General features: G+C 44.4%; 26 protein-coding genes and 2 pseudogenes. 3 read left to right on the top strand and 25 right to left on the bottom strand.

Annotated elements, in window-relative coordinates; genetic code table 11:
* Positions 1 to 13: 13 nt before the first annotated feature.
* From HMPREF9124_RS01015 to HMPREF9124_RS00905, 24 genes and pseudogenes are all read right to left on the bottom strand, one after another.
* Positions 14 to 343 (bottom strand): annotated as a pseudogene (locus HMPREF9124_RS01015) (VirD4-like conjugal transfer protein, CD1115 family); the annotation flags it as partial.
* On the bottom strand, positions 340 to 825 hold the full coding sequence (locus HMPREF9124_RS01010; protein ID WP_009427731.1) for a PcfB family protein: 486 nt from the start codon (positions 823 to 825) through the stop codon (positions 340 to 342). The gene HMPREF9124_RS01010 and the pseudogene HMPREF9124_RS01015, both read right to left, overlap by 4 nt.
* Positions 822 to 1670: an ATP-binding protein gene (locus tag HMPREF9124_RS01005; protein ID WP_009429299.1), complete on the bottom strand. Its 849-nt coding sequence runs from the start codon at positions 1668 to 1670 to the stop codon at positions 822 to 824. Before HMPREF9124_RS01005 ends, HMPREF9124_RS01010 begins: the two co-directional genes overlap by 4 nt.
* On the bottom strand, positions 1670 to 2446 hold the full coding sequence (locus tag HMPREF9124_RS01000) for a replication initiator protein A (protein WP_036597886.1): 777 nt from the start codon (positions 2444 to 2446) through the stop codon (positions 1670 to 1672). Before HMPREF9124_RS01000 ends, HMPREF9124_RS01005 begins: the two co-directional genes overlap by 1 nt.
* An 87-nt stretch (positions 2447 to 2533) precedes the next feature.
* The gene (locus HMPREF9124_RS00995; protein WP_036597513.1) at positions 2534 to 2818 is read right to left on the bottom strand and encodes a CD1845 family protein; all 285 of its coding nucleotides are present in this window, start codon (positions 2816 to 2818) and stop codon (positions 2534 to 2536) included.
* Between the two features lie 158 nt (positions 2819 to 2976).
* Positions 2977 to 4539 carry a 23S rRNA (uracil(1939)-C(5))-methyltransferase RlmD gene (gene rlmD, locus HMPREF9124_RS00990; protein ID WP_009428875.1) on the bottom strand — a complete coding sequence of 521 codons (1563 nt, stop codon included), beginning with the start codon at positions 4537 to 4539 and terminating at the stop codon, positions 2977 to 2979.
* Positions 4540 to 4650: 111 nt separating this feature from the next.
* Positions 4651 to 5694 carry a DUF1304 family protein gene (locus HMPREF9124_RS00985; RefSeq protein ID WP_036597510.1) on the bottom strand — a complete coding sequence of 348 codons (1044 nt, stop codon included), beginning with the start codon at positions 5692 to 5694 and terminating at the stop codon, positions 4651 to 4653.
* Positions 5633 to 7761 (bottom strand): annotated as a pseudogene (gene glgB / locus HMPREF9124_RS00980) (1,4-alpha-glucan branching protein GlgB). The gene HMPREF9124_RS00985 and the pseudogene glgB overlap by 62 nt, the downstream one beginning before the upstream one ends.
* 155 nt (positions 7762 to 7916) lie before the next feature.
* On the bottom strand, positions 7917 to 9224 hold the full coding sequence (locus tag HMPREF9124_RS00975; protein WP_009429841.1) for an alpha-amylase family glycosyl hydrolase: 1308 nt from the start codon (positions 9222 to 9224) through the stop codon (positions 7917 to 7919).
* A gap of 16 nt (positions 9225 to 9240) precedes the next feature.
* Entirely contained in the window at positions 9241 to 10410 is a 1170-nt protein-coding gene (locus tag HMPREF9124_RS00970) for an aminotransferase class I/II-fold pyridoxal phosphate-dependent enzyme (RefSeq protein ID WP_009427891.1), read from the bottom strand.
* The gene (locus HMPREF9124_RS00965; protein ID WP_009537715.1) at positions 10407 to 10889 is read right to left on the bottom strand and encodes an Lrp/AsnC family transcriptional regulator; all 483 of its coding nucleotides are present in this window, start codon (positions 10887 to 10889) and stop codon (positions 10407 to 10409) included. Before HMPREF9124_RS00965 ends, HMPREF9124_RS00970 begins: the two co-directional genes overlap by 4 nt.
* A gap of 193 nt (positions 10890 to 11082) precedes the next feature.
* Entirely contained in the window at positions 11083 to 11793 is a 711-nt protein-coding gene (locus HMPREF9124_RS00960; protein WP_009428903.1) for a hypothetical protein, read from the bottom strand.
* Positions 11794 to 11998: 205 nt separating this feature from the next.
* Positions 11999 to 12424 (bottom strand): ATP synthase F1 subunit epsilon, encoded by a 426-nt coding sequence (atpC, locus tag HMPREF9124_RS00955; RefSeq protein WP_009428699.1) that lies wholly within the window; start codon positions 12422 to 12424, stop codon positions 11999 to 12001.
* Positions 12425 to 12435: 11 nt separating this feature from the next.
* The gene (gene atpD, locus HMPREF9124_RS00950) at positions 12436 to 13827 is read right to left on the bottom strand and encodes a F0F1 ATP synthase subunit beta (RefSeq protein WP_009429180.1); all 1392 of its coding nucleotides are present in this window, start codon (positions 13825 to 13827) and stop codon (positions 12436 to 12438) included.
* 19 nt (positions 13828 to 13846) lie between these two features.
* The gene (gene atpG, locus HMPREF9124_RS00945; RefSeq protein WP_009429840.1) at positions 13847 to 14752 is read right to left on the bottom strand and encodes an ATP synthase F1 subunit gamma; all 906 of its coding nucleotides are present in this window, start codon (positions 14750 to 14752) and stop codon (positions 13847 to 13849) included.
* A gap of 12 nt (positions 14753 to 14764) precedes the next feature.
* Entirely contained in the window at positions 14765 to 16786 is a 2022-nt protein-coding gene (atpA, locus tag HMPREF9124_RS00940) for a F0F1 ATP synthase subunit alpha (RefSeq protein WP_009427840.1), read from the bottom strand.
* A 6-nt stretch (positions 16787 to 16792) separates the two neighbouring features.
* On the bottom strand, positions 16793 to 17083 hold the full coding sequence (locus HMPREF9124_RS12090; protein WP_009427708.1) for a hypothetical protein: 291 nt from the start codon (positions 17081 to 17083) through the stop codon (positions 16793 to 16795).
* A 6-nt stretch (positions 17084 to 17089) separates the two neighbouring features.
* Positions 17090 to 17281 carry an ATP synthase F0 subunit B gene (locus HMPREF9124_RS12085; protein ID WP_009429985.1) on the bottom strand — a complete coding sequence of 64 codons (192 nt, stop codon included), beginning with the start codon at positions 17279 to 17281 and terminating at the stop codon, positions 17090 to 17092.
* Between the two features lie 36 nt (positions 17282 to 17317).
* Positions 17318 to 17533 carry an ATP synthase F0 subunit C gene (gene atpE, locus HMPREF9124_RS00930; RefSeq protein WP_009429336.1) on the bottom strand — a complete coding sequence of 72 codons (216 nt, stop codon included), beginning with the start codon at positions 17531 to 17533 and terminating at the stop codon, positions 17318 to 17320.
* Between the two features lie 165 nt (positions 17534 to 17698).
* Positions 17699 to 18385, bottom strand: a complete 687-nt coding sequence (locus HMPREF9124_RS00925) for a F0F1 ATP synthase subunit A (protein ID WP_009427848.1) — start codon at positions 18383 to 18385, stop codon at positions 17699 to 17701.
* Positions 18386 to 18587: 202 nt separating this feature from the next.
* On the bottom strand, positions 18588 to 19721 hold the full coding sequence (locus HMPREF9124_RS00920) for an SH3 domain-containing protein (RefSeq protein ID WP_009427966.1): 1134 nt from the start codon (positions 19719 to 19721) through the stop codon (positions 18588 to 18590).
* 119 nt (positions 19722 to 19840) lie between these two features.
* On the bottom strand, positions 19841 to 20026 hold the full coding sequence (locus tag HMPREF9124_RS00915) for a hypothetical protein (protein ID WP_009428860.1): 186 nt from the start codon (positions 20024 to 20026) through the stop codon (positions 19841 to 19843).
* A 311-nt stretch (positions 20027 to 20337) separates the two neighbouring features.
* On the bottom strand, positions 20338 to 20904 hold the full coding sequence (lepB, locus tag HMPREF9124_RS00910) for a signal peptidase I (RefSeq protein ID WP_009428512.1): 567 nt from the start codon (positions 20902 to 20904) through the stop codon (positions 20338 to 20340).
* Positions 20897 to 21151, bottom strand: coding sequence for a hypothetical protein (locus tag HMPREF9124_RS00905; protein WP_036597884.1), 255 nt, complete (start codon positions 21149 to 21151; stop codon positions 20897 to 20899). Before HMPREF9124_RS00905 ends, lepB begins: the two co-directional genes overlap by 8 nt.
* A 253-nt stretch (positions 21152 to 21404) precedes the next feature.
* Between HMPREF9124_RS00905 and xth the strand changes: the two genes are divergently transcribed.
* From xth to HMPREF9124_RS00890, 3 genes are read left to right on the top strand one after another with little or no spacing between them, the layout of a single operon-like run.
* Positions 21405 to 22160, top strand: coding sequence for an exodeoxyribonuclease III (gene xth / locus HMPREF9124_RS00900; protein ID WP_009428675.1), 756 nt, complete (start codon positions 21405 to 21407; stop codon positions 22158 to 22160).
* Between the two features lie 16 nt (positions 22161 to 22176).
* Positions 22177 to 22971, top strand: coding sequence for a phosphatase (locus tag HMPREF9124_RS00895; protein WP_009429540.1), 795 nt, complete (start codon positions 22177 to 22179; stop codon positions 22969 to 22971).
* 24 nt (positions 22972 to 22995) lie between these two features.
* Positions 22996 to 24180, top strand: a complete 1185-nt coding sequence (locus HMPREF9124_RS00890; RefSeq protein ID WP_009429999.1) for a M20 metallopeptidase family protein — start codon at positions 22996 to 22998, stop codon at positions 24178 to 24180.
* A 3-nt stretch (positions 24181 to 24183) separates the two neighbouring features.
* On the opposite strand, the gene HMPREF9124_RS00885 is transcribed toward HMPREF9124_RS00890, so the two are convergent.
* A complete protein-coding gene (locus tag HMPREF9124_RS00885) occupies positions 24184 to 25482 on the bottom strand; it encodes a UDP-N-acetylglucosamine 1-carboxyvinyltransferase (RefSeq protein WP_009427986.1) in 1299 nt (432 codons plus the stop codon).
* Positions 25483 to 25664: the final 182 nt, after the last annotated feature.

Here is a 25664-nt window from a genome sequence, read left to right as displayed (position 1 = left end):
AATATTATGCAACCCATCTTGCCGATCCATACTCTTTTCCCTGCCTAAACTTTTTAGCGTTTTTCCCTTTTGTATAGACAATGAATTTGATTAAAGCAGCCACTCCTATACCTATTAAAATATCCGCCGGATGAATACTCGGAAGAAAGCTCATTGTGTTAAGCTCCAATATCCCCTGAAATATTTTATCTATCACATCTCCTCCAACATAGCTTCTTACATGATTTGAAAAGATGTTTCCTAAATAGAAAAATGCAAGATAGGGAATATTCTGCTTTAGAAACTTTACCTTATCCTGCACCTTAAATAAGCCTTTGATGTCCTTTAATATCTTATCTATCATAGGCTCTGCTCCTTCTGCTTATTCTTGATTTTATCTTTGAAAATAATGTTCTTCACCATTTCTTTGAACTTCTCAAGGTTCTTATGGATGGACTCCTTTCTTTCCGTTTTTTTCTCCAAGTCTGCCAGGACCTTTTTAAATGCCTTGTCCATAATTTTTACATCTTTTGCTTGAAAAAATAGGGAATACTGCTTTGTCTTCTTATCTTTCATAACAGAAAACTTAACACCATATTTGTTCAATTCTTTTTTCAGACTTTTAAGCTCTGTTTCTCCAATGGCAATTTCTTCTAGCTGTCCTTTCTGAACCAAGTCCTTAAGCTTCACTTCATTACCCTTTTCGCCGACAAATTTCTCCATTCCCCCAAATTTTTTAGCTTCTTTTAGTAATTTCTTTATCTGCTGAATAATCAGTTTTGCAGTGATTTTAGCTGCCTTTATTTCTAAGTTAAGGGTTTTATCGGATACTTCTTCATTGATCATGTTCTTTCACCTCCGCTCAATAATCGCTCTTTGTTTCGAGAAAGCTTCTCTTTTTGAATTTGTTTCCTGTAGTCCTGCCCCACAACCATAATCGGAATACACATCTCTATAATTCTTGAGTAAATTCTTTGATACTCCACACTTTCAATACAGTTTTGAATAGTGTCATAAGATAGATTCGTGGTAAATATGGTCGGCTTCCTTCTTAAGTACCGGCTGTTCACAATGTTGTACACCTGTTCCTTAGCATAGCTTGTGTCCCTTTCAATTCCCAGGTCATCTAAAATCAGTACGGAAGTATTAACCAAAGATTCAATATAGGCATTCTTATCAAAGTCAAAACCACATTTTTGCATTTCATTCATAATCTGCGAAAAATTCCGAATCTTCACCGTAATTTGATACTGCTCTATTAGAGCATTGGCGATAGAACAGGCAAGATAAGTCTTTCCGCTTCCAACAGAACCATAAAAAAGAAGTCCTACATTTTCTTTCTTCATTTGCTCATAATCCTTCACGAAGTTCTTGGCAATAAGAAGACTTTGATTTTCTTCTCCTTGATAATTCTCAAAGCTGTACTCCCATTCAGCTCTGGAACTAAAACAACTACTCTTGAGACGTTCTATTTCCAATTGCTTCTGTCTCTCTACTTCTTTTTCCTCTCTCTGTTTGTCGCAATGACAGGCTATACGGCAGATCATCTTTCCACCAAAGAACTCCAAAATCTTCCCGTCTTTTCTTTCATGGCAAGTCTTACAGTAAATATGTCCGTCCTTTTCATATTCTTCATTTGCATCGTAGGAATACTCCACGCCCTCAATCCAGGTCCTTTTCATTTCACTCATTATAAATGCTCTCCTTTATCGTATTCTTCCAAACTGGGAATGTTCGAAGCTTTAATACACCTCCTATTTCCCTGGTCTTTATAAAACCAGGAAAGGATAGTTGACTTATGGTCTTTATAAGTCTTTCCACTGCTCTTAAGATATGCCGACAACCGCTCAATATAGTTGTTTAGCTGGCCATTAAGCAGAAGCTCCAATTCAGCTCTGTCCTTCTCTTGTAAAAAGACATTTTGAAAACTTCCAAGTCCATTTTCCAGAAAACTATATTCTCTCTTTCTATTATTACTATTACTCCTATCTATATAGTTAGGGTTAAGACTTTTTACATCTTGAAGTTCATTTCCTTTACTTCTCAAGTCAATATTTTTTACCTCAGAAGTTAAAGGTTTGAACTTCTGTACTACCGATTTTTCTTGTACCATACTTAAAAAGTCCTTTACATAAATAATGTTGGGTTTTCCAAGACCGACCCTGACTCTTTCTATCAGTCCTATTCCATTCTTTTTATCTAATTCATCTAATAGCTTAATCGCAGTCGGTTTCGATAAATGCCTTTTCTTCATGATTTCTTCCACGGTAAAGTAAATAAAAACTCTATTTTGCTTATCCAGCCAATTGTTCTTATAAGACATACCTGCCCTTTTTAGAAGCATTGCATAGAGTAAAATGGCTTCTGCGGATAGTCCTTGAAACTCTTCTCCTTCCACTAATATTTCCGGCACTTTCAAAAAATTAAAGCCTTCTGCTTCCCTGTTATAGAAATAGTCAAAGTCCATTCCTCCTCCCTCCCTTCTTCCTAAAATTTGCAAAGAAAAAAGACGATAGTTGTTACCATCGTCTTTTGCCACCATTGATGAAATATTTTAGATTGATTTTATCCCTTTGTTGACCACATGAAGAAATGCAATAATACTTGCACCAAGCATCGGAATCCCATAGGGACTAAACAAAAATCCTAAAAACAATGCTTCTATGCCCAATATAGTTTTATTTTGGATAAATGAAGCTATCGCTCCTACAACGCATAATATCATGAGAAAGTATAGCAATACAGTTCCTATACTGAGCAAAAATGTTAGAAAAGCTATTAGGATACTTAATAGCAGGCTGATTGGAAACAAAAGTATCTTGATGATCCATCTTAACATTACTTAGTCCTCTCTTTCAAAATCAGTCTTTGTATCTCCACACACCATATCAATACAAACATTCACATCGGCATAATTTTTGAGGAGCTTTTTTCTTCCTCCATCAGGATTTTCTACAAAGACAAAATGCTTGTAAAACTGCCTAAAATGGAGGATTTTCACGATTCCTCTTTTTGTAGCAACGCTATAGTCTCCACATGTCCTGTCCTGGGGAAATTATCTATTCCCACCCATTTCTCCAGCTTATATCCACCTTCTCCTAGATACTTAATATCTCTCGCCAGGCTTCCCGGATCACAGCTTACATAGACAATTCTCTTTGGGCTTAACTCTAATACAGCGGAAAGACAGGCTTCATCGCAACCCTTTCTGGGAGGGTCCAAGGAAACCACATCTACTAGGTCTCCGATTCCACAGTCTGCTCCTTTCGCACTCAGCTCCCTCTTCTGTTCCTCCACCCACTTGGGAAGAACTTCTTCAGCGGCTCCTACATAGAACTCCGTATTATAGAGACCGTTCTTTTCTGCATTTTTCTTGGCATTCTCAATGGCTTCCGGAACGATTTCCAGTCCGTAAACCTGCTTTGCCTTTTGCGCGAGAAATAAGGAAATGGTGCCGATTCCGCAGTAGCAGTCCCAAACGGTTTCTTCTCCTGTAAGGGCTGCATATTCAAGAGCTTTCCCATAGATTTTTTCAGTTTGCACGGGATTCACTTGATAAAATGAAGGCACGGAAATAGAGAAGCTAAGCTCCCCGATTTTATCCTCTATATTATCTTTTCCGTAAAGGCAAAGGGTTTCTCTTCCCAAGATGGCATTGCCATGTCCTTCGTTGATATTCACACAAAGACCGACAATTTTCGACGGAATCTTTTTATTTTCCCCACAATGCACCTCTGCTTCACTTTGTGTGTCCACTCCACAGTGCAGCTCTGCTCTACTTTCTGCATCCATCTCCCTAGAAATATCTACTTCACTTTGTAAACCACCTGCCTCAGCACGGAACGAAAGCCCCCGTAGCTTCTCCCACAGCTCTTTTCCATGGGGCAGGCTCTTTCCGTTTAACACAAGGCAGAGCAGGATTTCTCCGGTAGAAAAGCCCTTTCTCAGGAAAATGTGCCGAAGCAGGCCTTTTCCCGTTTCTTCCTCATAGCCGGAAATTTGATATTCTCTTGCCCAGTTTTTAATACACCTTAAAATCAAAGAATTCTCTGCACTGTTAATCAGGCAGTCCTCGGTTTCGATAATGCGATGACTATGAAAGCCGTAAAATCCTATGTGCAAAGAATTATAACTGTCCTGTTCCTTCTCCGAACCCTTCTTGCCTTCTTCGAAAACTCTTTCACCTACTGTTTTTTCCTCTCGAATTCCTCTCCCGTTCTGCACCGGATACTGGGCTTTATTCCGATATCGCTCGGTCTTTCCCCCGAGGATTCCCTCTCCTTTCGCGTGCACTTCTTCTTCCGGAATGCCGGCAATACGAATCAGGCTTTGGGCGATTCTATCTTCCTTCCATTCCAGCTCTTTTTCATAGGACAAATGTTGCAACTGGCAACCGCCGCATTTTCCCGCAACAGGGCAGAAGGGTGTAACGCGATAAGGGGATGCTTCCAGAAGTTTCTCTACCTTGGCATAGGCATAGTTCTTTTTCACCTTTAAAATCTTAGCCTCTACCACGTCTCCCATCACACTGCCCTTCACGAAAAAACCAAGCCGTCGCACTTTCCGACGCCCTGGCCTTCTTCCGTTAAGTCTGTAATTTCTAAAACAACGAGGTCATTCTTTTTATAGCAGTTCGTTTTTTGCACTCTTTCTCCTCCTACAACCTTGGCTTTACCACCGTAAAAACAGACTCACAAGGCTTAAAAAGGGGAGCCCTCCCTGTTTTAAGAGAATGCTTTTATCCGAACTGAGCCCTCCGTAGACCGCAACAAGGAACATCATACTTAAAATCACCACGGAAAGTTCGATGTTCCCGCCCGGTCTGTACGTCCCGTAAAGAAGGGCAATTCCCAATAGGCCGTTATAGATTCCCTGATTCTTAAAGAGGGTATTCAGGTTCTTTCCCCTTAAATCTCTGACCGTCATTTTGAACACGCGAGCCGTACTCTCGCTGTCCGTCATAAAGGTCTCAAGCAACATAATGTATAAAAAGAGAACTCCGCTCACCGTCATAAGAATCTTGTTTACGATACTGAATTCCATTTTATTTTTCTCCCTGTTTCGCAGAATGTTTTCTTCTATCAGTCTGGCATAGAACATATTGCCGTATTGGTAGCGGTAACCGCCGTTTTCCGCTATGGCAAGCTTATTTTTATAGGCTACAAGTTTACCGCCGGACTGCTCCATGGCAAAGTCCTCCGCAAGGCTGTCCTGATACTGTCCGCCATGTTTCTTCACATAGTAGAGAAAGCCGATTCCGTAGTTATAGGCCTGCCAAAGCGACTTATCATCCAAAGAAAGCTCCCTCGTCTTCTCTTTTAGCTCCTTATAATAGCTTAGCCCCTGCTCGATAGAGTCTTCCGTATCCAAAGTGTTTACAGGAAGTCCCATGGACTCACTGGACTGCATAACGTCCCTAAGCCTGCCTCCGGACTCTACATTCATAATCGCATACAGAACCTCGAGGTCGGAACTTAAACCTTTTTCCTTCGCTACCCTTTCCAGCATTTCCCTATGCTGGAGAACCGTTTTCGGGAAATGCCAGCGGTATACATTCTGCTTTCGATAAAGAAAAATTAAAAGCGCAAAGGTAAAGAAAACGGCTAAAACCGCAAGCGCAGAACGAAAGAATTTTTCCTTTTCCGTGCTTTTCTTATGCTGTCCGAGAATTTTTAGCCACCAATTCCCCCTGCCGTGTCTTCTCTTTCCTTTCATCCCTTCCCTTCTTCTCTATCGAATCTTCCTCCGGGCACGGTTTTGTATTGGCCTCTCTGTCTTCCTCTTCTTCCACAAAGGAAAATAGCGCTATGCCATAGCCCTTTAAAGGATAAGCAAGATGATAGTTCCGTCCGTCACACTCCCCCTTTACTACGGGAAAATATTTTTCTTCCTTGACCTTTCCTTCTTCTGTAAAAAGCAGCTTCACCTCTTTCGACTTCGGCATACCAACCCAGTAGTCCGCTCTTTCAACAGGAGTCATATTCACAACGAAAAGAAGACTTTCTTCATGTCCTTTTCTATTGAGTCCTTTACCATCTGTTCCCTTACTTTCTATGATTTCTCCTGTCTCCGTTTCTTTACCATTATTCTTCCCTGCTGCCTTTTCTCCGGACTTTCCGATGACAAAGTGATTCTTTCTGTTTCGAATAAAGCTGTATATCGAGCGGGAACTGTCATCCGCATTGACCCAGGAAAATCCCTCATACTCATAATCGGCCTCATAAAAAGCGGGATATTCCCGATATAGGTGAAGTAAATCTCGCATAAAATTGTGAAGAGAACGGTTTTCCTTCTCTTCCAACAGGTACCAGTCAATGGAACGTGCCTCGCTCCATTCGCTGTACTGTCCGAAATCCTGTCCCATGAAAAGAAGTTTCTTTCCGGCGTGCCCCAGCATAAAGAAATAGCCTGCCTTCAGATTTTGGAAGCGCTCTTCCTCTATCCCGGGCATCTTTTCAATCATGGATCGCTTCAGATGTACTACCTCATCATGGGAAAGGACAAGGATAAACTTCTCCGAATACGCATAGCTCATACCGAAGGTCATTTGATTGTGGTGGTACGAACGATAAAGCGGATTCTCCTTCATATACGCCAAGAAGTCATGCATCCATCCCATATTCCACTTAAAATGGAAGCCGAGACCTCCTTCCTCCGGAGATTTCGTAATATTTGGCCAAGCCGTGGATTCTTCCGCAATGATCATGCTGCCATCTTCCCTTTTACGAATAATAGAATTCAAATGCTTGAAAAACTCAATTGCTTCCAGGTTTCCGTTTCCGCCAAAACGATTGGGAAGCCACTCTCCGTCACGTCTTCCGTAATCGAGGTAAAGCATGGACGCCACCGCATCCACTCGAAGGCCGTCAATATGATAGAGTTCATACCAGTAAAGAGCATTGGCAATCAGGAAGTTCTCCACCTCGGTTTTCCCATAGTTAAAAATCTTCGTTCCCCAGTCGGGATGCTCTCCCAGCCGGGAATCCGGATGTTCATAACAGGCTTCTCCATCGAAATCAGCAAGGCCATGCGCATCCTTTGGAAAATGAGCCGGTACCCAATCGAGAATGACTCCGATGCCGGCCTCATGCAGAATGTCCACCATTTCCATAAAGTCCTTCGGACTGCCGTGGCGGGAGGTCGGCGCATAATAGCCCGTCACCTGATAGCCCCAAGAGCCGTCAAAGGGATGCTCTGCGATACCCATTAACTCCACATGCGTGTACCCCATATAGTTACAGTATTCTGCAAGATCTCTCCCGGCTTTCTGATAACTGATAAAGCCGTTTCTCTCAGGATTTCCCTCTCTCTTCCAAGAACCGAGATGCACTTCATAGATCATCATGGGGCTTTCATCCATGTTTTCTTTTTACGCGCTTCCATCCAAGCCTTGTCATTCCAGGAAAAATTCGTCAGATCCGTCGTAACGGAGGCTGTACCCGGACGGAATTCACTAAAGAATCCGTAGGGGTCCGCCTTATAAATCCACTCATCCTTCTGTGTCAGAATCGCATACTTATATAATTCATTTTCCCCCATATCGGGAACAAAACATTCAAAAATACCGGAATCTTCCACACGAATCATGGGATTTGCCTCCGGATTCCAGCCATTTCTGTCGGATACTAAGGAAACAGCCTTGGCATGAGGTGCCCATACAGCAAAATGCACACCTTCTTTTCCCTCAAAAGTACAGGGATGTGCACCCATTTTCTCATAAATCTGATAATGTCTTCCCACTCCGAAAAGATAACGATCCAATTCCGAAAAAAATCTATCCATAATTGCCTCCTTTGCCCAAGGCTTCCGTGTTCTCTCCAGTATATCGCATCCCTGCGGGCACGGAAAGTCATTTAGCCTGTCCCCGCCATATTCCTTTCCAAACGAAATCCCGTGCGCTTCGCAAACGATACTCGTCCAGAATAACATCCGGTCTTTTATTTTACTTTAATCAGCCTTCCGCTATGAGCAGGACAGAAGACTCTAAGTTTTCCGTCATCGCCGATTTCCACCTCATCCTGATTCACAAGGTCAAAGGCGAGTCTTGCCCGAAGCGGGATGCGAAGACGGATAAATTGATCCATGGAATCATTGTTCAGTACCGTAAGAACGCCACTGTTTTCGTCCGTTCGGAGGAAGGCATAAAGGCGATGATCCAAATAGATTTCCTTGTATCCCCCGTTTTGCAGTTCCGAATTCTTCCCGTGAATCTCCGCAAGCTTGGCAATATAACTGGTAAAAGCGTCCGGCGTATATTCCGCCTTTGTAAAGCTCGGGGAAAGAAGCGCCTCTTCGTCCTCCTCCTTCGTACCCGATAAGCCGTACTCTGCCCCGTAGTACAAAGCCACCCTTCCGGGAAGAGCAAAAAGAGCGGTATATACACCATATAAATTATTGCGGTCTTCCAAAACTGTCGCAATTCTATCGGTTCTGGGATTTTCTAAAAACGTGTTACTTTGCAGGAGAAGCTCAGGATTCTTTCCAAGTCCTGAAACAAGTTCATAAAAATTTTTCTCATTAAAGGCTTTCACAATAGCGCGATACACATCATAATTGCATACGGACTGCAAAGTTTCCGCATTGATATAGCGAGCCAGTTCTCCTTTTTTGATATCTCCTAAAAGGAAAAACTCCGGCTTCATCTGGCCTGTAAAATAGCGAAGGGATTTCTGAAAATGGATGTCCATAGACGTACAATGGGCAAGCCGAATCCCATCAATGTCATAACGACTGATCCACTCCTTGATTCGCTCTACAATATACATCCTAAGGTCTTCATCATCGAAATTAAAAAGCGGATAATTTTCGAGCTCTTTCCAGGAAGAATAGGAAAAAGCATCTCCGCCTTCAGAAGATGCGGTAAAGTCCACATCTTTGTACCAACTCTTGTAAGGAGATTTTTCTCCTTTTTCAAGAAGGTCCCGAAAGGCAAAAAATGCTCTACTACTAAAGAGTACTGCCTCATCGAAAAGTACTCTTAATCCCATATTGTGCGCCAAATTAATATAATGACAAAGCTCTTCTTCCGTGCCTAGGGCAGGATTAATCTTTGTAAAATCTTTTGCTCCATAGCAAAGAGGATCTTCCGAAAAGAGGGGCCCCAATATCACCGCGTCCACACCTAAAACCTTCAGATAGGGCAAATGTTCTTCCAGACGGAGAAAGGAAGATTTCTCCGTCTTCGTCTCCGGAAACATTCCTCCGGGGAGAATGTGGTAAAATATCGCACCATCGTACCAAGCCATATCCTTGCTCCTCTATCTATGCTTTCACTTCTAATTTTTGAATAAAACGCTCAATTCGTTCCATGGCAATCTTCAAATTTTCCAGGGAATACGCATAGGAAATACGGATAAAGCCCTCTCCCGAATCTCCGAATGCGGTTCCGGGCACTACCGCAACCTTTTCTTCCTTCAAGAGTCTCTCCGCAAACTCCGTACTGGAAAGTCCAAATTTCTTGATAGACGGAAAAACATAGAATGCGCCGTAAGGTTCAAAGCAATCCAAGCCTATTTTTCTAAAATTATATAAGAGGAAGCGTCGTCTCTCATCATAGGCTTCGCGCATCCTTTCTACATCGGCATCTCCGTTTCGCAACGCCTCTATTGCGGAATACTGGGAGGTGGTCGGCGCACACATGATGGCAAACTGATGGAGCTTTAACATCTGCTTTAAAATCCGCTCCTCCGCACAAGCATAGCCAAGCCTCCAGCCGGTCATAGCATAGGCCTTGGAAAAACCGTTGATATAAACCGTTCTTTCTCGCATTCCCGGGAATTCAATAATAGAATGATGCTTTCCTTTGTAGCTTAAAGAAGCATAAATCTCATCCGTCAGAACATAGAGGTTATGCTTCAAAATAAGAGGAACGATTGCCTCCAAATCCTCTTTTTCCATAATGCTTCCCGTAGGGTTGTTCGGAAAAGGAAGGATTAAAAGCTTCGATTTCTCCGTGATAGCCGCTTCCAGCTTCTCCGCTGTCAGGCGGAACTCATCCTTTTCTTCCAGTGGAATCGGTACCGGTACGCCATACGCCATTCTGGCACAAGGCAAGTACGAAACATAGCAGGGCTCCGGAATCAAAACCTCATCTCCCGGAAGCAGTATGACCCGCATAGCCAGGTCAATGGCTTCCGATCCGCCTACCGTAATCATCACTTCATTTTTTGCGTTATAGCTTATGCCGTGCTGACTTTCCACCTTACGACTGACCTCTTCACGAAGCTCCATAAGTCCGGCATTGGAGGAATAGAAGGTTCGTCCTTTCTCCAAGGAATGGATTCCCTCTTCCCGAATATGCCAGGGCGTATCAAAGTCCGGTTCCCCGACTCCCAGGGAGATGGCATCCTTCATTTCCGATACCAAATCAAAAAACTTACGGATTCCGCTGGGTTTTATCGCAAGGACTTCAGGATTCAGTTCTCTCATCATGGGGATACCTGCATTCTTTCATCCGACTTTGCTACACTGAGTCTTGTTCCGTGATCCTTATAACGCTTCAAAACGAAGTGCGTTGCAGTGGACAGCACAGACTCCATCGGTCCAAGCTTCATGGAAACGAAATTGGCCACTTCCTTCATGGTTCTGCCCTTAATCATCACCGTAAAGTCATATCCTCCGCTCATAAGATAGAGCGCATCCACTTCTTCATATTGGTAAATGCGCTCTGCAATACTGTCAAAGCCCATTCCTCTTTGCGGAGTCACCTTCACTTCAATCAAGGCATCCACACGCTCATCCTTTGTATTATCCCAGTTAATCAGAGCATGATAGCCGCAAATAGTACCGTCTTTCTCCATTGCCGCAACTTCTGCAGCCACTCTCTCCCGGTCTTCTCCTAAAAGAGCTGCTATGTCCTCTGTACTGAGTTTCGCATTTTTTTCAATGATATTTAAAATTCTTTCTCTCATAGTCTTTTCCATTCTTCCGTTTTATCAAACAAATCAAGCAGAGTTATGTCTCTCCTATTTTACCCAATATACCAATAGCTATCAAGCCCGCAGGGTAAAAAGATAGGAAGTCGAACGACTCCCTATCCAAGCATCTCTGTTTCTTCTTTACGCAAGTATAACCGATCCTCTTTTATGTAAGTATCTCTCTTCTTTATGTAGGTATCTCTATTTCTTCTTTTGTGAAAATCTCCTCCAGACTGTCGGTCTCCTGCTTGTAAAGATAGGACTCTCCGTATTCATCCTTTCGAATCCGCTTCTTTTCTGCATGAAAACGGCCGATACAGCTCGCCTCTATTCCCTTTTCTCTTGCAAGACAGGCAAAGTCTTCTCCCTTTTCCAGGCGAAGGAGGAAGGCACCTTTCGAGTGAAGGGCATACGGGGAAATCTGAAAATGCTCACAAAGCTCAATGGTACTTTGCAAGAAGGAAATCTTCCTGTAGGAAAAGGAAAAACCGCCTCCTCCGATTTCCCCCAGGCCGGAAAGAATCCCTCCCTTTCCAAGAGGCAAAACTTCCGTAACGGAAAATTCTTCAACAAACCCCGGAAACAAATCTTCTACCTTCCCCCTCTTTATTTCTCCCGCATTTTCCTTGGCCCGGACGTCGTCCTCATAAAGAGGGACAGGTTCTCCGTTTCTTTCCTTATCTGTAAAAAGGTAAATATTTTCTGCAGAAAAAGAAAGACTTTCCTCCTCCCAAAAAAGGCGGGGCAAGTCCTCGATTCGCTTTCTCTCTTCTTTTTGAAAGCGCTCGGAAAAGGGAAGTGCATTCCCTTTTTCCCATAGAAAGCGGCTACCCGAGAGCCCCGGGTAGCCCAGTAAAACAAGATCCTCTATCTTTTTCTGAGATTCTTCTTTATTCATCCTTTATTTCGCTTTTTACTTTTCCTACGATTGGCTTTCTTCTCGCTTGGATTCCGCAATCTATAAACAGTCTTTCTGGCTAAATGACTACATCCTGCCGAGAAGCGGTGTCAAAACCATCCCCAGCACCATAAGAGCGGCTAAAACAAGAACAATCACTGCGGTAATCGACTTTTTTTGTTTCGGACTAAGCATATTTTCTCCTTTATAAATAGGTCTTCTTATAAAATTCCAGTCTTCCCAAGGCTCTTGCAAGTGCGGCCTGTGATTTCTTATATTCCATATAGCTTTGCTTCTGTCGAAGCTCTTCTTCGGCTCTTTCCTTCGCCTCCTCGGCTCTTCGAATATCCATCTCCTCCTTGGTCTCCAGAGTATCCACAAGAAGCGTTAAACGGTTATTGGCGAATTGCAAAATACCTTTCCCGACCTCAACATGCACCCAGGAGCCATCCGGCTTCTGCGCATCCAAAACCCCGATTTCCACCGCAACGACGATGGGGGCATGGTGCGCCATAAAGCCAATCTGTCCGTCCAGTGTGCGGACATTCAGATACCGAAGTTTATCGTCATAGTAGACCTTGTTCGTTGCAATAACCTTTGCACTGAACAAGCCTTCATTTCCTCGCATCATACGGAACTCCTTTAGTTCTTTAAGCTTTCCGCCTTCTTCTTTACATCATCAAGATTCCCGACATTGAAGAAAGCAAGCTCCGGAACCTGATCCATTTCTCCGTCAATAATGGCCTTAAAACCTTCAATCGTTTCTTTCAGGGGAACATAGCGACCGGCAACACCGGTAAACTGCTCTCCCACGAAGAAGGGCTGAGAAAGGAAGTTACGAATCTTTCGAGCGCGATACACGAGAAGCTTATCTTCCTCGGAAAGCTCTTCCATACCGAGAATTGCGATAATATCTTGTAATTCCTTGTATTTCTGTAAAATCTGCAGCACGCTTTGCGCCGTCTCGTAATGCTCTTTTCCCACGATATCTTCTTCCAAAATACGGGAAGAAGACTCCAGCGGATCCACCGCCGGATAAATACCCTGCTCCACAATCTTACGGGAAAGCACGGTTGTGGCATCAAGGTGTGCGAAGGTCGTCGCCGGTGCCGGGTCAGTAAGATCATCCGCAGGCACATAAACCGCCTGTACAGAGGTTACGGAACCGGCCTTCGTGGATGCAATACGCTCCTGCAGCTGTCCCATTTCGGAGGCAAGGGTCGGCTGATAGCCTACTGCAGAAGGCATTCTTCCGAGGAGGGAGGAAACTTCTGAACCCGCCTGTACAAAACGGAAGATATTGTCAATGAAGAGCAGCACATCCTTATGCTGCACATCCCGGAAATACTCCGCCATGGTAAGCCCCGTCTCCGCCACTCTCATTCTGGCACCGGGCGACTCGTTCATCTGCCCGAATACAAGCGCCGTGTTCTTGATAACGCCGGACTCCGTCATCTCGTTATAGAGGTCGTTTCCCTCACGAGAACGTTCTCCCACACCGGTAAAAATGGAATATCCGCCATGCTCTGTTGCGACATTTCGAATCAGTTCCTGAATCAGGACCGTCTTTCCTACACCGGCACCGCCGAATAAGCCGACCTTTCCGCCCTTCGCATAGGGGGCTATTAAGTCAATGACCTTGATTCCGGTCTCCAAGACCTCCTGAACCGGGCTTTGCTCGGTAAAGGCAGGCGGTTTTCTGTGAATTTCCCATCTTTCCTCGGTAGTAATCGGGTCTTTTCTGTCAATGGTCTCTCCCAATACATTAAAGAGTCTTCCGAGAGTTTCCTCTCCTACCGGAACGGCAATTCCTCTTCCCGTGGACTGCACTTCCATATCTCTTTCCAAGCCCTCACTGGGGGATAACATGATACAGCGAACCGTATTGTCTCCTAAATGGTCTGCCACTTCCATGGTCGACTTTACTCCGTGGTTATCCACCGTGAGAGCCGTCTTAATGGTAGGAAGCGGATTTTCCATAAATTCCACATCCACAACAGGACCCATAACCTGTACGATTTTCCCTGTTTGCATCTACCCTTCTCCTCTCTTCCTATTTTTTCCTCGCCTTTGCAGCCCTTTGTGCCTTGGCTCCTGCAGCAATTTCCGTGATTTCCTGCGTAATCTGTGCCTGACGCACACGGTTGTACTGAATACGAAGCTTCTGCTTTAGTTCATTTCCGTTTCGATTCGCTGAATCCATGGCAGTCATTCTTGCATGTTGCTCTGCGCAGAAAGACTCCACGAGAGCACTGTAGATATAGCCGTTTAAGTAGTCCGGAATGATATTTTCCATCAGCGCATCCGGATTGGGGAAAATGCGAAAGGCCTCATAATTTGCCGTAATCGGCACCTTTACGAAAACCGGGTGCAACTTGTCCAAGGGCAGAAGCTGCTCCTCAAGACTTTCCATCTCTAAAGAACTCTTCATCCTGGTATAAGCAATATGAAGCTCATCAATTTCTCTATTCTGAAAAAGCTCCAGCATCCTTCTGGTAATGACTCTCGCTCTATGCAAAGTCGGATTCTGTGCCGTGTAGCGAAAGGTCTCATCAATCGGTATCCGTCTTGTATGAAAATAACTTCGCCCCATCTCGCCGACAACGAAAAGTCGGGTATTTTTATATTGCTTTAAAAGCTCCTCCGTCTCTTTAATGACATTGTGATTATAGGCACCGGCAAGACCCTTATCCGCCGTAACACAGATGATGGCAACCTTGCCTTCTCCCTCAGCTGTCCCTTCTCTGGAATCCAGAAAGGGGTGGGTATAGTCTTCGGGCAAATGTCGCATAACACGCGCAATCATCGACTGCAGAGTATAAAAATACGGCTCCGTCTGGGCCAGCTCCGCCTTCGCCTTACGCATCTTCGTACTGGATATCAGATACATCGCATTGGTAATCTTCATCGTATTATCAATGCTGCCGATTCGGTCTCTTAGTTCTCTTGTTGTAGGCAAAATATGCCTCCTTTATGATTGTTCTTCCGCCTCTTTCTTCCGGAAGTCATGGTAAACGGAAATAATCTGCTCTACAAGGTCGTCTGCAAGCATTCCGGAAATCTCAATATTTCGTAAAATCTCCGGCTCTTTCTCTTCAAAATATTGAAGAATCCGATTCTGTAAACTCTTTACCTCTTTCTTATCTACATCCAAAAACTCTTTATGAAGAGCCAGAACAAGAGTTACCACCTGCTCACCTAAAGAAAGCGGTCTTCCAAGGGGTTGCTTTAAGAGCTCCATGAGAATTGCTCCCTGCGTAAGCTGTGTCTTTGTACTCTCATCGAGGTCGGAGGAGAACTGGGTAAATACCGCCATCTCCCTGTACTGCGCCAAATCGATACGAAGCGATCCGGCCGCCTTCTTCATGGCCTTCGTCTGTGCCGCACCGCCTACACGGGAAACGGAAAGTCCTACATTGACCGCAGGACGCTGTCCCTCAAAAAAGAGGTTACTCTCCAGGAAAATCTGTCCGTCCGTAATGGAGATGACATTGGTCGGGATATAAGCGGATACATCGCCGTCCTGGGTCTCAATAATCGGTAAAGCGGTGATACTTCCTCCGCCAAGCTCGTCGGAAAGGCGGCAGGAGCGCTCTAACAGACGAGAGTGCAGATAAAATACATCGCCGGGATAGGCTTCACGACCGGGGGCTCTTCCCAAAAGAAGGGAAAGCGCACGGTAAGCTACCGCATGCTTACTTAAGTCATCATAAACAATGAGCACATCCTTCCCCTCGTACATAAAGTACTCCGCAAGGGAGGTTGCCGCATAGGGCGCGATATACTGAATCGGTGCCGGATCGGCCGCTGTCGCCGCAAGGACGCAGGTATAGCTCATGGCATCATGCTTCTTTAAGTTTTCAACAAGCGCCGCAATGGTGGATTCCTTCTGTCCGATAGCCACATAAATACAAAGGCAGTTCTTCCCCTTTTGATTCAAAATGGTATCCATTGCAATGGATGTTTTTCCGGTCTGTCTGTCCCCGATAATTAACTCTCTCTGTCCTCTACCAATTGGGAACATGGAGTCAATCGCCAAAATACCGGTCTGCAAAGGAACATTGACCGTTTTTCTGTCAATGATTCCCGGAGCAGGCTGCTCAATCGGACGGTAGTCTCTGGTAACAATTTCTCCCTCACCGTCAATCGGATTTCCTAAAGCATCCACTACTCTGCCAAGGAAGGCATCCCCCACAGGAATCCCCGCCATTTTATTAGTACGAACGGCACGACTGCCTTCCACGATTCCCTCTTCATCTCCAAAGAGGATGACACCGATACGGTTTCTTTCTATATTTTGCACCATACCGCGGACACCGTTGTCAAATACAACAACCTCTCCATACATGGCGTGGTCCAGTCCGTTGATGACCACAATGCCGTCTCCTACGGAACTGACAAAACCGATTTCCTTCTTTTCCGCCTTCAGGTCGAAATCGTCTACCGAGCTTTGCAGGATACTCAAGATATCCTGACTGCTTCCCCCGAGACGCTTACTCATTACTTCATCAAGGAACTGTTGTCTTCTGCCCTTGGTACTCCAGTCATACTGGTCATTGCCCACCTCAAGAATAAAGCCTCCACCTAAGGAAGCATCCTCTTCGAGTCTCATTTCAATATTGCGTGTATGGTATTTATTATAGACAAAAGTCCGGATTCGCTTTAACTGCTCTTCCTCCGGTTTAGTTACATAACGCAGACGAACTCTTAACTTCGTGGCTTCCTCTTCGGAAACTCTTTGATACTCATCGGCAATATCCATCCAGGAGCTTAACAAGCCGTTCTGGCATAAAACTTTTAAAATATCTCTTACTTCAGTAGGAAAAATACTGTCGATTATAGCTAGTCTATTTTCCAAAGGAACAGTGGGGTCAGACAACTGAGACGCTGTTTCCGGTAAAACTTCAAAAATGCGACTGGTTTCCTCGATTTCACTGTTGGGAACATGCATTTTATAAAGCTGTTGTGCATAATCACTGACTTTTTGCAGCATAATCCTTTACCCTTTCTTCTCTGCATCCTCTAGGAAAGTGTCGTAAAGCTTCTGGTTATTCTCCACGGAATCCTTGCTCGCCGCAATCTTATAGGCAGCCTTAGCCACAAGCATAGCCACTTCCTCTTCCATCTCGTGCTGCTTTTGCTCTGCCTGCCTCTGTGCCTCTATCTTTGCATCGGCAATAATCTTCGTCGCCTTTTCTCTGGCATTTCCTATAATTTCATCATACTCGCTCGTTGCCTGCAATCTGGTCTTCTCGAGCTTTTCCTGGCGTTCCGCGTCAACCTGCGCCATGGTATCTTAATACTGCTTCTTTAAGGCGTTGGCCTTCTGATTTGCTTCTTCCGCTTCTCTATAGGAGTTATCCAACTCATTCTGTCTAGCTGCAAGAATTTCCCGAACCGGCTTAAACAAAAAGCGGTACAGAAAAAACACCAGCACAAGAACGTTAATCACGGTAAAAATAAAAGTTCTTAAATCAAGGCTTAGCATCCTCTTCCTCCTTAGCTTAACAATTTCCCCCGAAGCTTACTTTAAGAAGAGAATAATCATTAAACCGATAACGAATCCGTAGATTGCCGTTGCCTCCGCGAGGGCACATCCCAAAAGTAAAATCGTCATAATCTTGGAACTGGCCTCCGGCTGCCTTGCTACCGCCTCTGTAGCCTTTCCGGTTGCAATACCGATGGATAAACCTGCTCCGATACATGCCAATGCTGCAATTGCTGCTCCGATTGCTGTCATAATTCACACTCCTCTTCTGTCGCCTTTGCGACCTACTCTGTTTCTTTCTCTTTGAAACACACTACTTAACTCTTAAAATTCTTTTTATTCTATCTTCTTACTTTATTGCTTTTTCTCTACAATTTGCTCTTAACCCGGATTGCCCCGGTATATCCTTTTTTCCCCTTACTCCACAGCTTCCGCAATATAAAGCGAAGTCAAGAACACAAAGACATAGGCCTGTATCAATCCGTCAAAAACATCAAAATACAAAGACAAAATAGCGGGAACTCCCACGGGAACCACCAAGGTTACCAGTTCCATAATAACAAATGCGCCCAAGACATTTCCGAATAAACGCATGCATAGGGAAAGCGGTCGGATAAAAATTTCCAAAATATTGATAGGCGTAAGGATTGCCATAGGCTTTGCAAAACGTTTCATCCATCCCCCAAGCCCAAAAGCCCTGATTCCGGCCGCTTCCACTAAAACGATACTCATCACGGCAAGAGCTGCCGGAATATTTAAGTCTTTTGTGGGCGGTTTCATGCCGAAAATACCGGTCAAATTCACAAAACCGATAAAGAGTAAAACGGATGCCATATACGTGCTGTACTCTGTCGCTTCCTCTCCGAGAGTCCCTTTTGTAAACGCATCCAGCTTTGTCACAATCAATTCCGCAATCTGTTGTCTTCTTCCCGGATTTCGAACGCGCAGATTTCTCCCTAAAAGAAAGGCAGCCAAAATCAGGATTGCCATCACAATCCAAGTCACGAAAACCGACTCTGATACGGGAATCCCCCCGAAAAGCGGTATCGTAAAGGCGGTCTCCACATTTAACTCCTCCAAAAGAGACCGTGCAAGCTTTTCCATTTTCTTCCCCCTTCCTGCTCTAAAATTACTTTTGACATTATAGGCTCATTCTTTCGTAATGCAAAGCATTTTTATTAAAGTATAAAAATTTAATAAAAGGAGTTATGAAAAAGGAAATTCACGGCATTCAAGTAAATCTCTCTTTCACAACTCCCTCTTCAATTTAAGAAAGCATGGCATTCTTTATTCTTTATTTAAGTCCTTACGGTGCAACCGTCAAAGTCGTAGATCCATCTCTGTTACTTGCGCTGCTTGAACTCTGTTCCGTATTCGACTTCGTTGTGGACGCCGCTGTTGTCTCTACTGTTTCACTGCGCACATACTGTTTCGCAACATAGGCTTCCTGCCCATTATAGTTAATGCTAATCCACTCATCATTGTAATCCGATTTGAAATCCACTTCCGTTCCGGCTTCCAAAACCGTAAGTACCTCCGAATCCGTAGTACTCGGCTTCGTTCTCACTCTGACTCCCGTAGTAACAAAGTAGCGCTTTGCCGCTTCCGTACTTTCCTCCGTGCTGCTCTCCGTTTCGATGCTTTCCGCAGTTTCCGCCGTAGTGCTCACAGCAGCTGTTGTCATTACCGGAGTCTTTCTCTTCGGAAAGGCAATCATGCGGATAATGAGAACGACAACCAGTAAAATGGCAACCGGTAAAGCAATCTTTAAAATGTTGTATAAATCAATTTCCTGACCGGCAGTCTTTCTTCCCTTTCTTTGTACACTTCCGCTCCGCCCGCTCATTCTTCGCTTTACGTTGCCGCTTCTCTGCCCTGCCACAGTTCTTCCGGAAGCGGAAGACGCCTTCGCGGTTCTTCCGTTGTTTCTTCGAATAGGAATTCCCAGGCCGCCGTCGTCCTCTTCTTGTGCGATAGTGCTGCTTACCCTTCTTTCACTATATCCGTCTGTACGAAGACGAGGAGCCTCTTCTCCGTAAGAGTTCGGATTGACTCTCGGAGCGGTGCTCTCTTCTCTTCTCCCCTCCTGGTTCTCATCTACATAAGAGGAAAGCGCATCTCGAAGCATGGAGAAAGAGTCGTTGGCATCCTGTGCGGAGGTTTCATTCCCGAGTTCGGCAAGCTCACCGAAAGCACGAATTCCATGATAGGTATCTCGCGCCTGTGCAGAAATAACTCCGCCCTCAAAAAGCTGATTGATGTCCCCTTCCAAACTACTGGATACCATAAGGGCTTGATCAATCTGCATTCTGACCAACAGAGTTAAAATTTCTTTATCTAAAATAACAGCTTCTTTATATTGTCCATTAAGCAAAAAATTCTGCACATCCGAGAGCTGTACTCGGATCTCCCCCCAAACAGTATTCTCTCTCTCTGCCATACTTCCTCCTTTTGCTTTCACATTCATCAGTAGTATACCCAGAATGCGAACGTTCTTCAAGGAAGAAATATAAAATATCTGCTTCTATACACAATTTTTAAATCTTCTGTTATTTTCTTCTATGCAATTTCCCAGCGACCTGAAACTTTGCCTGCAAAAGGGCCCGGATTCAGTCTGGAATAAATCTTTTCTATTCCCGAATCATCGATTAAAGCAATACAAAACATATTGATGGCCTTTCCTTCATAGAACTTTCCGTCTGTAAGACCATCCCGAAAACTATCTCCAACATACTGCAATTTCATAAACTACTCCCTTACTCTCCCTATACTTCCCGGAGCTTTCTTTTTCCGAGGGGGCGGGTCCCTCCGGCCCCCTCTTACAACTTGATTTGGTTCTTGATTTTATGAGAATTATTAATTACAAATATATTATCGCAAAATTTTTCAAAAAATAAGTATTTATTTTGCACAAAAAAAACGAAAAAAAGAGAGTTTATTAGACGTAAATGTCTTCTCTCTTTTTCACGGTTTAAGTAGCCCTACTAATACAGAGCCTGCATATTCCTTATTCTGTTTATTCGGGTCTTGGAAAGTTAAAATTTTCCATAACTTCCTTATAGAGAGGATCTCCTTAAAATCGTAATGACCTTTCCCTTAATCTGCTTTTTATGGATTGCGCCGAAAGCGCGGCTATCCTTAGCTCCGGAACGCATATCCGCCATTAGGAAATATTCATCCGTCCCCAAAGTAATCGGGTATTTTACCGTTTCAGTTTCATAGGGTTTGGTTTCAAAAAATATGCTGTCTTCTACTTGGGTATTTCCGTTAATCTTCAGTCCGCCTTCTTCAGGAATCTCTATGACATCTCCGGGTTGTCCGATTACTCGCCCTACATACTGTTTCCCCTCTACCTGATAGACCAGAACATCGGAAGGAAATATTTTATTTTCCAGTCGGTAATACAGCATAAGGTCTCCTGCACTGAGCTTCGGCTTCATGTCATCATTTTTCATCGGAGCAATTCCGAAAATCACGAAGAACATAACATACACCAAGGCGGCCATCAGTGCCAGATGTGTCAGGAATGAGGTAATATCCGAGACTTGTCTGTAATATCCTCTTCTCTTCCGAATGACATCCAGAGGAAGAACGGCCTTTTTCCCTTTTTCTTTCTTAGCCATTTTCCGCTCCCTCCGAAGTAGGGGATTTCAGTTCAGAGAGTCTCTTCTCCAGCTCGGCAATCTTCTCTTCTTTTTCCTTTATCCTTGCTTCATAGGATACTTCCTGCACATAAAAAACGGAGCGGTACTCTGCGTCCAAGTCCTCCAATTTTTTCCATACCGAGGTCGGTTTCAATCCGAAAAATCCCTTTTTAAAGCGTATTTTCTTAATATACTCCGCTACTTCTTCCAGTGTTTTTGATGCCATTTCTCCATCCTTTCCCAATTCTTTTTCCAATACAGCATCTCATTCCCTTTCATTCTTCAGTATAGCTGTATCGCTTTCATTTGAACAGATGCGACTCTTGATTCAATCCTGCCCTGTCTCCGTCTTGCCTAATCTGTTGTTTCGATATAAGATAAGCCGAAGTTACTGATAAGGAATAGTATATGAACTATAGTATTCCTTTCGACATAAAATAGGATTTCCTTAAACGACTGTGTTTATAGAAAGGATTATAATGAAAAAACTGATTTCATGGAATGTAAACGGCTTGCGTGCGGTAATGGGTAAAAATTTTATGGAAGACTTCCGGAAGCTCGATGCCGACATTTTCTGCCTGCAGGAAACCAAGTTACAGGCAGGACAAATCGAGCTGGATTTGCCGGGCTATTTTCAATATTGGAACTATGCGGTGAAAAAGGGATATTCCGGAACTGCTATATTTACAAAAGAAGAGCCTATTTCCGTAAGCTACGGTATAGGCGTAGAAGAGCATGACCAGGAGGGACGCGTTATTACCGCGGAATTTAAGGATTTTTATCTGATCACGGTCTATGTTCCAAACTCTCAGGGGGAATTAAAGCGACTCCCGTACAGAATGGAGTTTGAAGATGCTTTTTTAAGCTATATTTTAAATTTAGAAAAGAAAAAGCCCGTCGTGTACTGCGGAGACTTAAATGTTGCGCATGAAGAAATTGACTTGAAGAATCCGGATACGAACCACTTAAGTGCCGGTTTCTCCGACGAAGAGAGAGCAAAATTCTCCCGCGTACTGGATAGCGGCTACCTCGATTCCTTCCGCTATTTTTATCCGGAAAAAGAAGAATACAGCTGGTGGAGCTACCGCACAAAGGCAAGGGAGCGAAATGTAGGTTGGAGAATTGACTACTTCGTCGTATCCAAAAAGCTTGAGAAAAAACTGCACTCCGCCTCCATCCATACGGAAATTATGGGCTCCGACCACTGTCCTGTAGAACTCATCCTAGACTTATAATAAAGAGAGGTTTTTTATGCAATTACGATGCGATGTTCATACACATACTTTATACTCCAGGCATGCTTATTCCACAATTTTGGAAAATGTTCATGCAGCTAAGGAAGCCGGCCTGGAGTTGCTCGGATCCACGGATCACTTTTCTTCCATGCTCTATCCGGAATATGAAAATATCCGCCACTACCAGTATCTCTGTGTCAGCCACACCTGGCCCAAAGAAATCGACGGTGTACGTCTTCTGCAAGGTTGCGAAGTTGATATTGTGGATTTGGACGGTCATCTTTTCGGATACGACATTCCTATCGCCAAAAATATCGACGGCGATTTTTATAACGACAAAAAAACACTTTCTCTCTATGAGAGAGTGACAAGGAAAATGGATTACGTGATTGCTTCGGTCCATAAGCACAGCTTCGCCGATTCCGCAACTCCCTTGGAGTGCACTAAGCTTTATCTGGAAGCTCTACGAAATAAAAAAGTATTGATTCTCGGACACATTGGGCGCTCCGGTCTGCCCTTTGAAATTGATCCGGTACTGCTCGCCGCAAAGGAGGCCCATAAACTCATTGAGATTAATGAGCATTCCATGGATAGCGGCAATCACTGCATTGACCGTTGTCGTGCCATTGCCGTACGTTGTGCAGAGTTATCCATTCCTATTTCCGTTTCCAGTGATGCCCATTTTGCTCTTCGTATCGGCCAGCTGGACAAGGTGAAAAAGCTCCTCAGTGAAATTCATTTTCCGGAAGAACTGATTGCCACAAGGTCAAAGGACAGTTTCCTCTCGGCCATGAAGGACGCCGGTCTATAATTTTCATAAAAAAGGAGTGTAAGGATGAACAGTTTGGCTTTAGCCACAGAATTTGAAGAAGAATTAATTCGTATGCGCAGGTATTTCCATGCACATCCTGAAGTTTCCTGGGAAGAATGGAATACGCAAAAGAAAATTATTGAGATTTTAGAGCAGGAGGGAATTCGTACCCTTACTCCCTATAAAACGGCGGTCATTGCCTTTGTTTCCGGAACGAAGGCAACGGACAATGGAGATAAAAAGAAGAAGATTCTCGGAATTCGGGCGGATATTGATGCGCTCCCCCTTCAGGAAAAAAATTCCTGTTCCTATATTTCCAAAAATGACGGTGTGATGCATGCCTGCGGGCACGATGCGCATACTGCTATTCTCCTGGCCACCGCCATTTTGGCAAATCGACATAAGGAAGAATTTTCTTTGGACTTCCACTTTGTTTTCCAACCTGCGGAAGAGTTTATCGCTGATAGCGGTGCAGGCTATTTAAAGGATCTTCCCGCCGTAAAAGAATGTGATCGCATGATTGGACTGCATGTTTTTACGGCTTTCGCGCCGGGTATTGCTTCTCTTCCCGTAGGTCCCGTAATGGCTTCTGCCGATACCTTTTCCGTAGAAATCAGGGGAAAGGGCACTCATGCGGCACATCCCGAGCACGGTATCGATCCTATCAGCGTCGGCGTCTCCTTCTGTCAGGCCTTGGAAAGAGTAAAGGCAAGGGAGCTTTCCTCCGTGCGACCGTCCGTAATCAGCGTGACCGCCTTTGAAGCGCCCAGCAATTTTAATATCATTCCCGAGTCCGCCCTCTTAAAGGGCACCTGTCGCGCTTCCGATCCCGCGCAACGCGAAGAATATCCTCACATCTTGGAAAGACTTGCGGAAGGCATTGCTTTGGAAACCAGAGCGGAAATTAAGGTGAGCTATTTTCCGGGACCGCCCGTCACCATAAATGATGAAGAAGCGGTTCTCACCGGGCAAAAGGCTCTTAAGCATGTATTTCCCAAGGATAAAATCCAAACTCTTCCCTTTATTACCGGCGGAGAAGATTTCGCAAAGTATGAGAATCCGAAAGCCTTCTTGGTTTTGGGGGTAGGAAAAGAAGAGGAGGCCTTACGCTCTCCTCAGCATAGTCCCTACTTCCAGATTGAAGAGTCCGTATTAAAATACGGTGTGGCTTATTTCCTGGAGTACGCAAACTGCTATCAGGCGGAATGAGCCTTAAACAACCTGCAATCTGAACTTCTTCTGGTCTTTTTCATTTTCAGCAAGGCAAATGTCCGCGCCCAGACCCTGCAGTTTTTCTTCAAAATGCTCATAGCCTCTTTGAATATAACCGATATCATGCACGACCGTGATCCCCTGCGCAGCAAGTCCCGCAAGAACAAGAGCCGCTCCGGCACGAAGATCCAAAGCATTTACCGAAGCGCCGGACAGGCTCTTTTGCCCTTCGATAACGGAGACATTTCCTTCTACCTTGATGGTTGCTCCCATACGGGTTAATTCGTCTACATATTTAAAGCGATTTTCAAAGATAGACTCTGTAACAACCGCATTTCCCTTCGCCAAAGCCAATGTAGCGGAAATCTGCGGCTGCATATCGGTCGGAAACCCCGGATAGGGCAGGGTCTTTACATCGGTAGACTGCTGCTCCAGCTTCCCGATAACCCGAATGCTTTCATCATATTCAATAATCGTATTTCCCATTTCCAGAAGCTTCGCGGAAATGGATTCCATATGCTTCGGAATGACATTCTTAACCAGCACATCTCCCCTGGTAATGGCCGCCGCGCACATAAAGGTTCCGGCTTCTATCTGATCCGGAATAACGGCATAAGTCGTACCGTGCAGTCTTCGAACCCCTTTGATTCGAATTGTATCCGTTCCGGCACCGCGGATATTGGCCCCCATGCTGTTTAAAAAGTTTGCCACGTCTACAATATGCGGTTCTTTCGCCACATTTTCCACAATGGTTAAGCCCTCCGCCAACGCAGCGGCAAGCATGATATTAATCGTTGCCCCTACAGAAACCACATCCAGATAAATATGACTTCCGATAAGTCCGTCCTCCGCCTTTGCCACCAAATAGCCGTTTTCAATCTCAGCCTTAGTGCCAAGTGCTCTGAATCCCTTTAAATGTTGGTCTATGGGGCGCTGTCCGATAGCGCATCCCCCCGGAAGAGGGACGGTAGCCTCATGGTATTTCCCGAGTAGCGCGCCGATAAAATAATAAGAAGCGCGTATCTTTCGGATATATTCGTCATCAATGCTATGGATATGCAGGTTTTTAGCTTCAATGGCAACAGTGTGTGCATCGATTCTTTGCACATCTGCACCAATCTCCTTTAGCGCTTCCAGCATAACATTTACGTCCCGCACATCGGGTAGGTTCTCAATGGTAACCCTGTCTTCCGTAAGCAAAGCACCGGCCACTATCCCGAGCGCCGCATTCTTTGCTCCTCCTATAACCACTTCTCCGCGAAGAGCTTTTCCTCCCCGCATGATGAATACTTCATCCATATTAGACCTCAACTGTTTTTTTCTTTTCTTCTTTTGTTCTTTTGATTTTGCTCTTTTACTTTTATTGTTTTGAAAAATATACCGTCCGAAATGGCAAAATATAATCCTACTCTATCGCTCCGTTTCTCACTCTTTTTAAACAACAAAAAGGACACTCCCTAGTAGAGTGTCCTGTAATTATA

Origin of the sequence: Oribacterium sp. oral taxon 108 str. F0425 (genome assembly GCF_000214455.1) — a bacterium.
Taxonomy (GTDB): Bacteria; Bacillota; Clostridia; order Lachnospirales; family Lachnospiraceae; genus Oribacterium; species Oribacterium asaccharolyticum.
The sequence above is the reverse complement of the archived record's forward strand: the minus strand, read 5'-3'. Positions and strand labels throughout refer to the sequence as shown.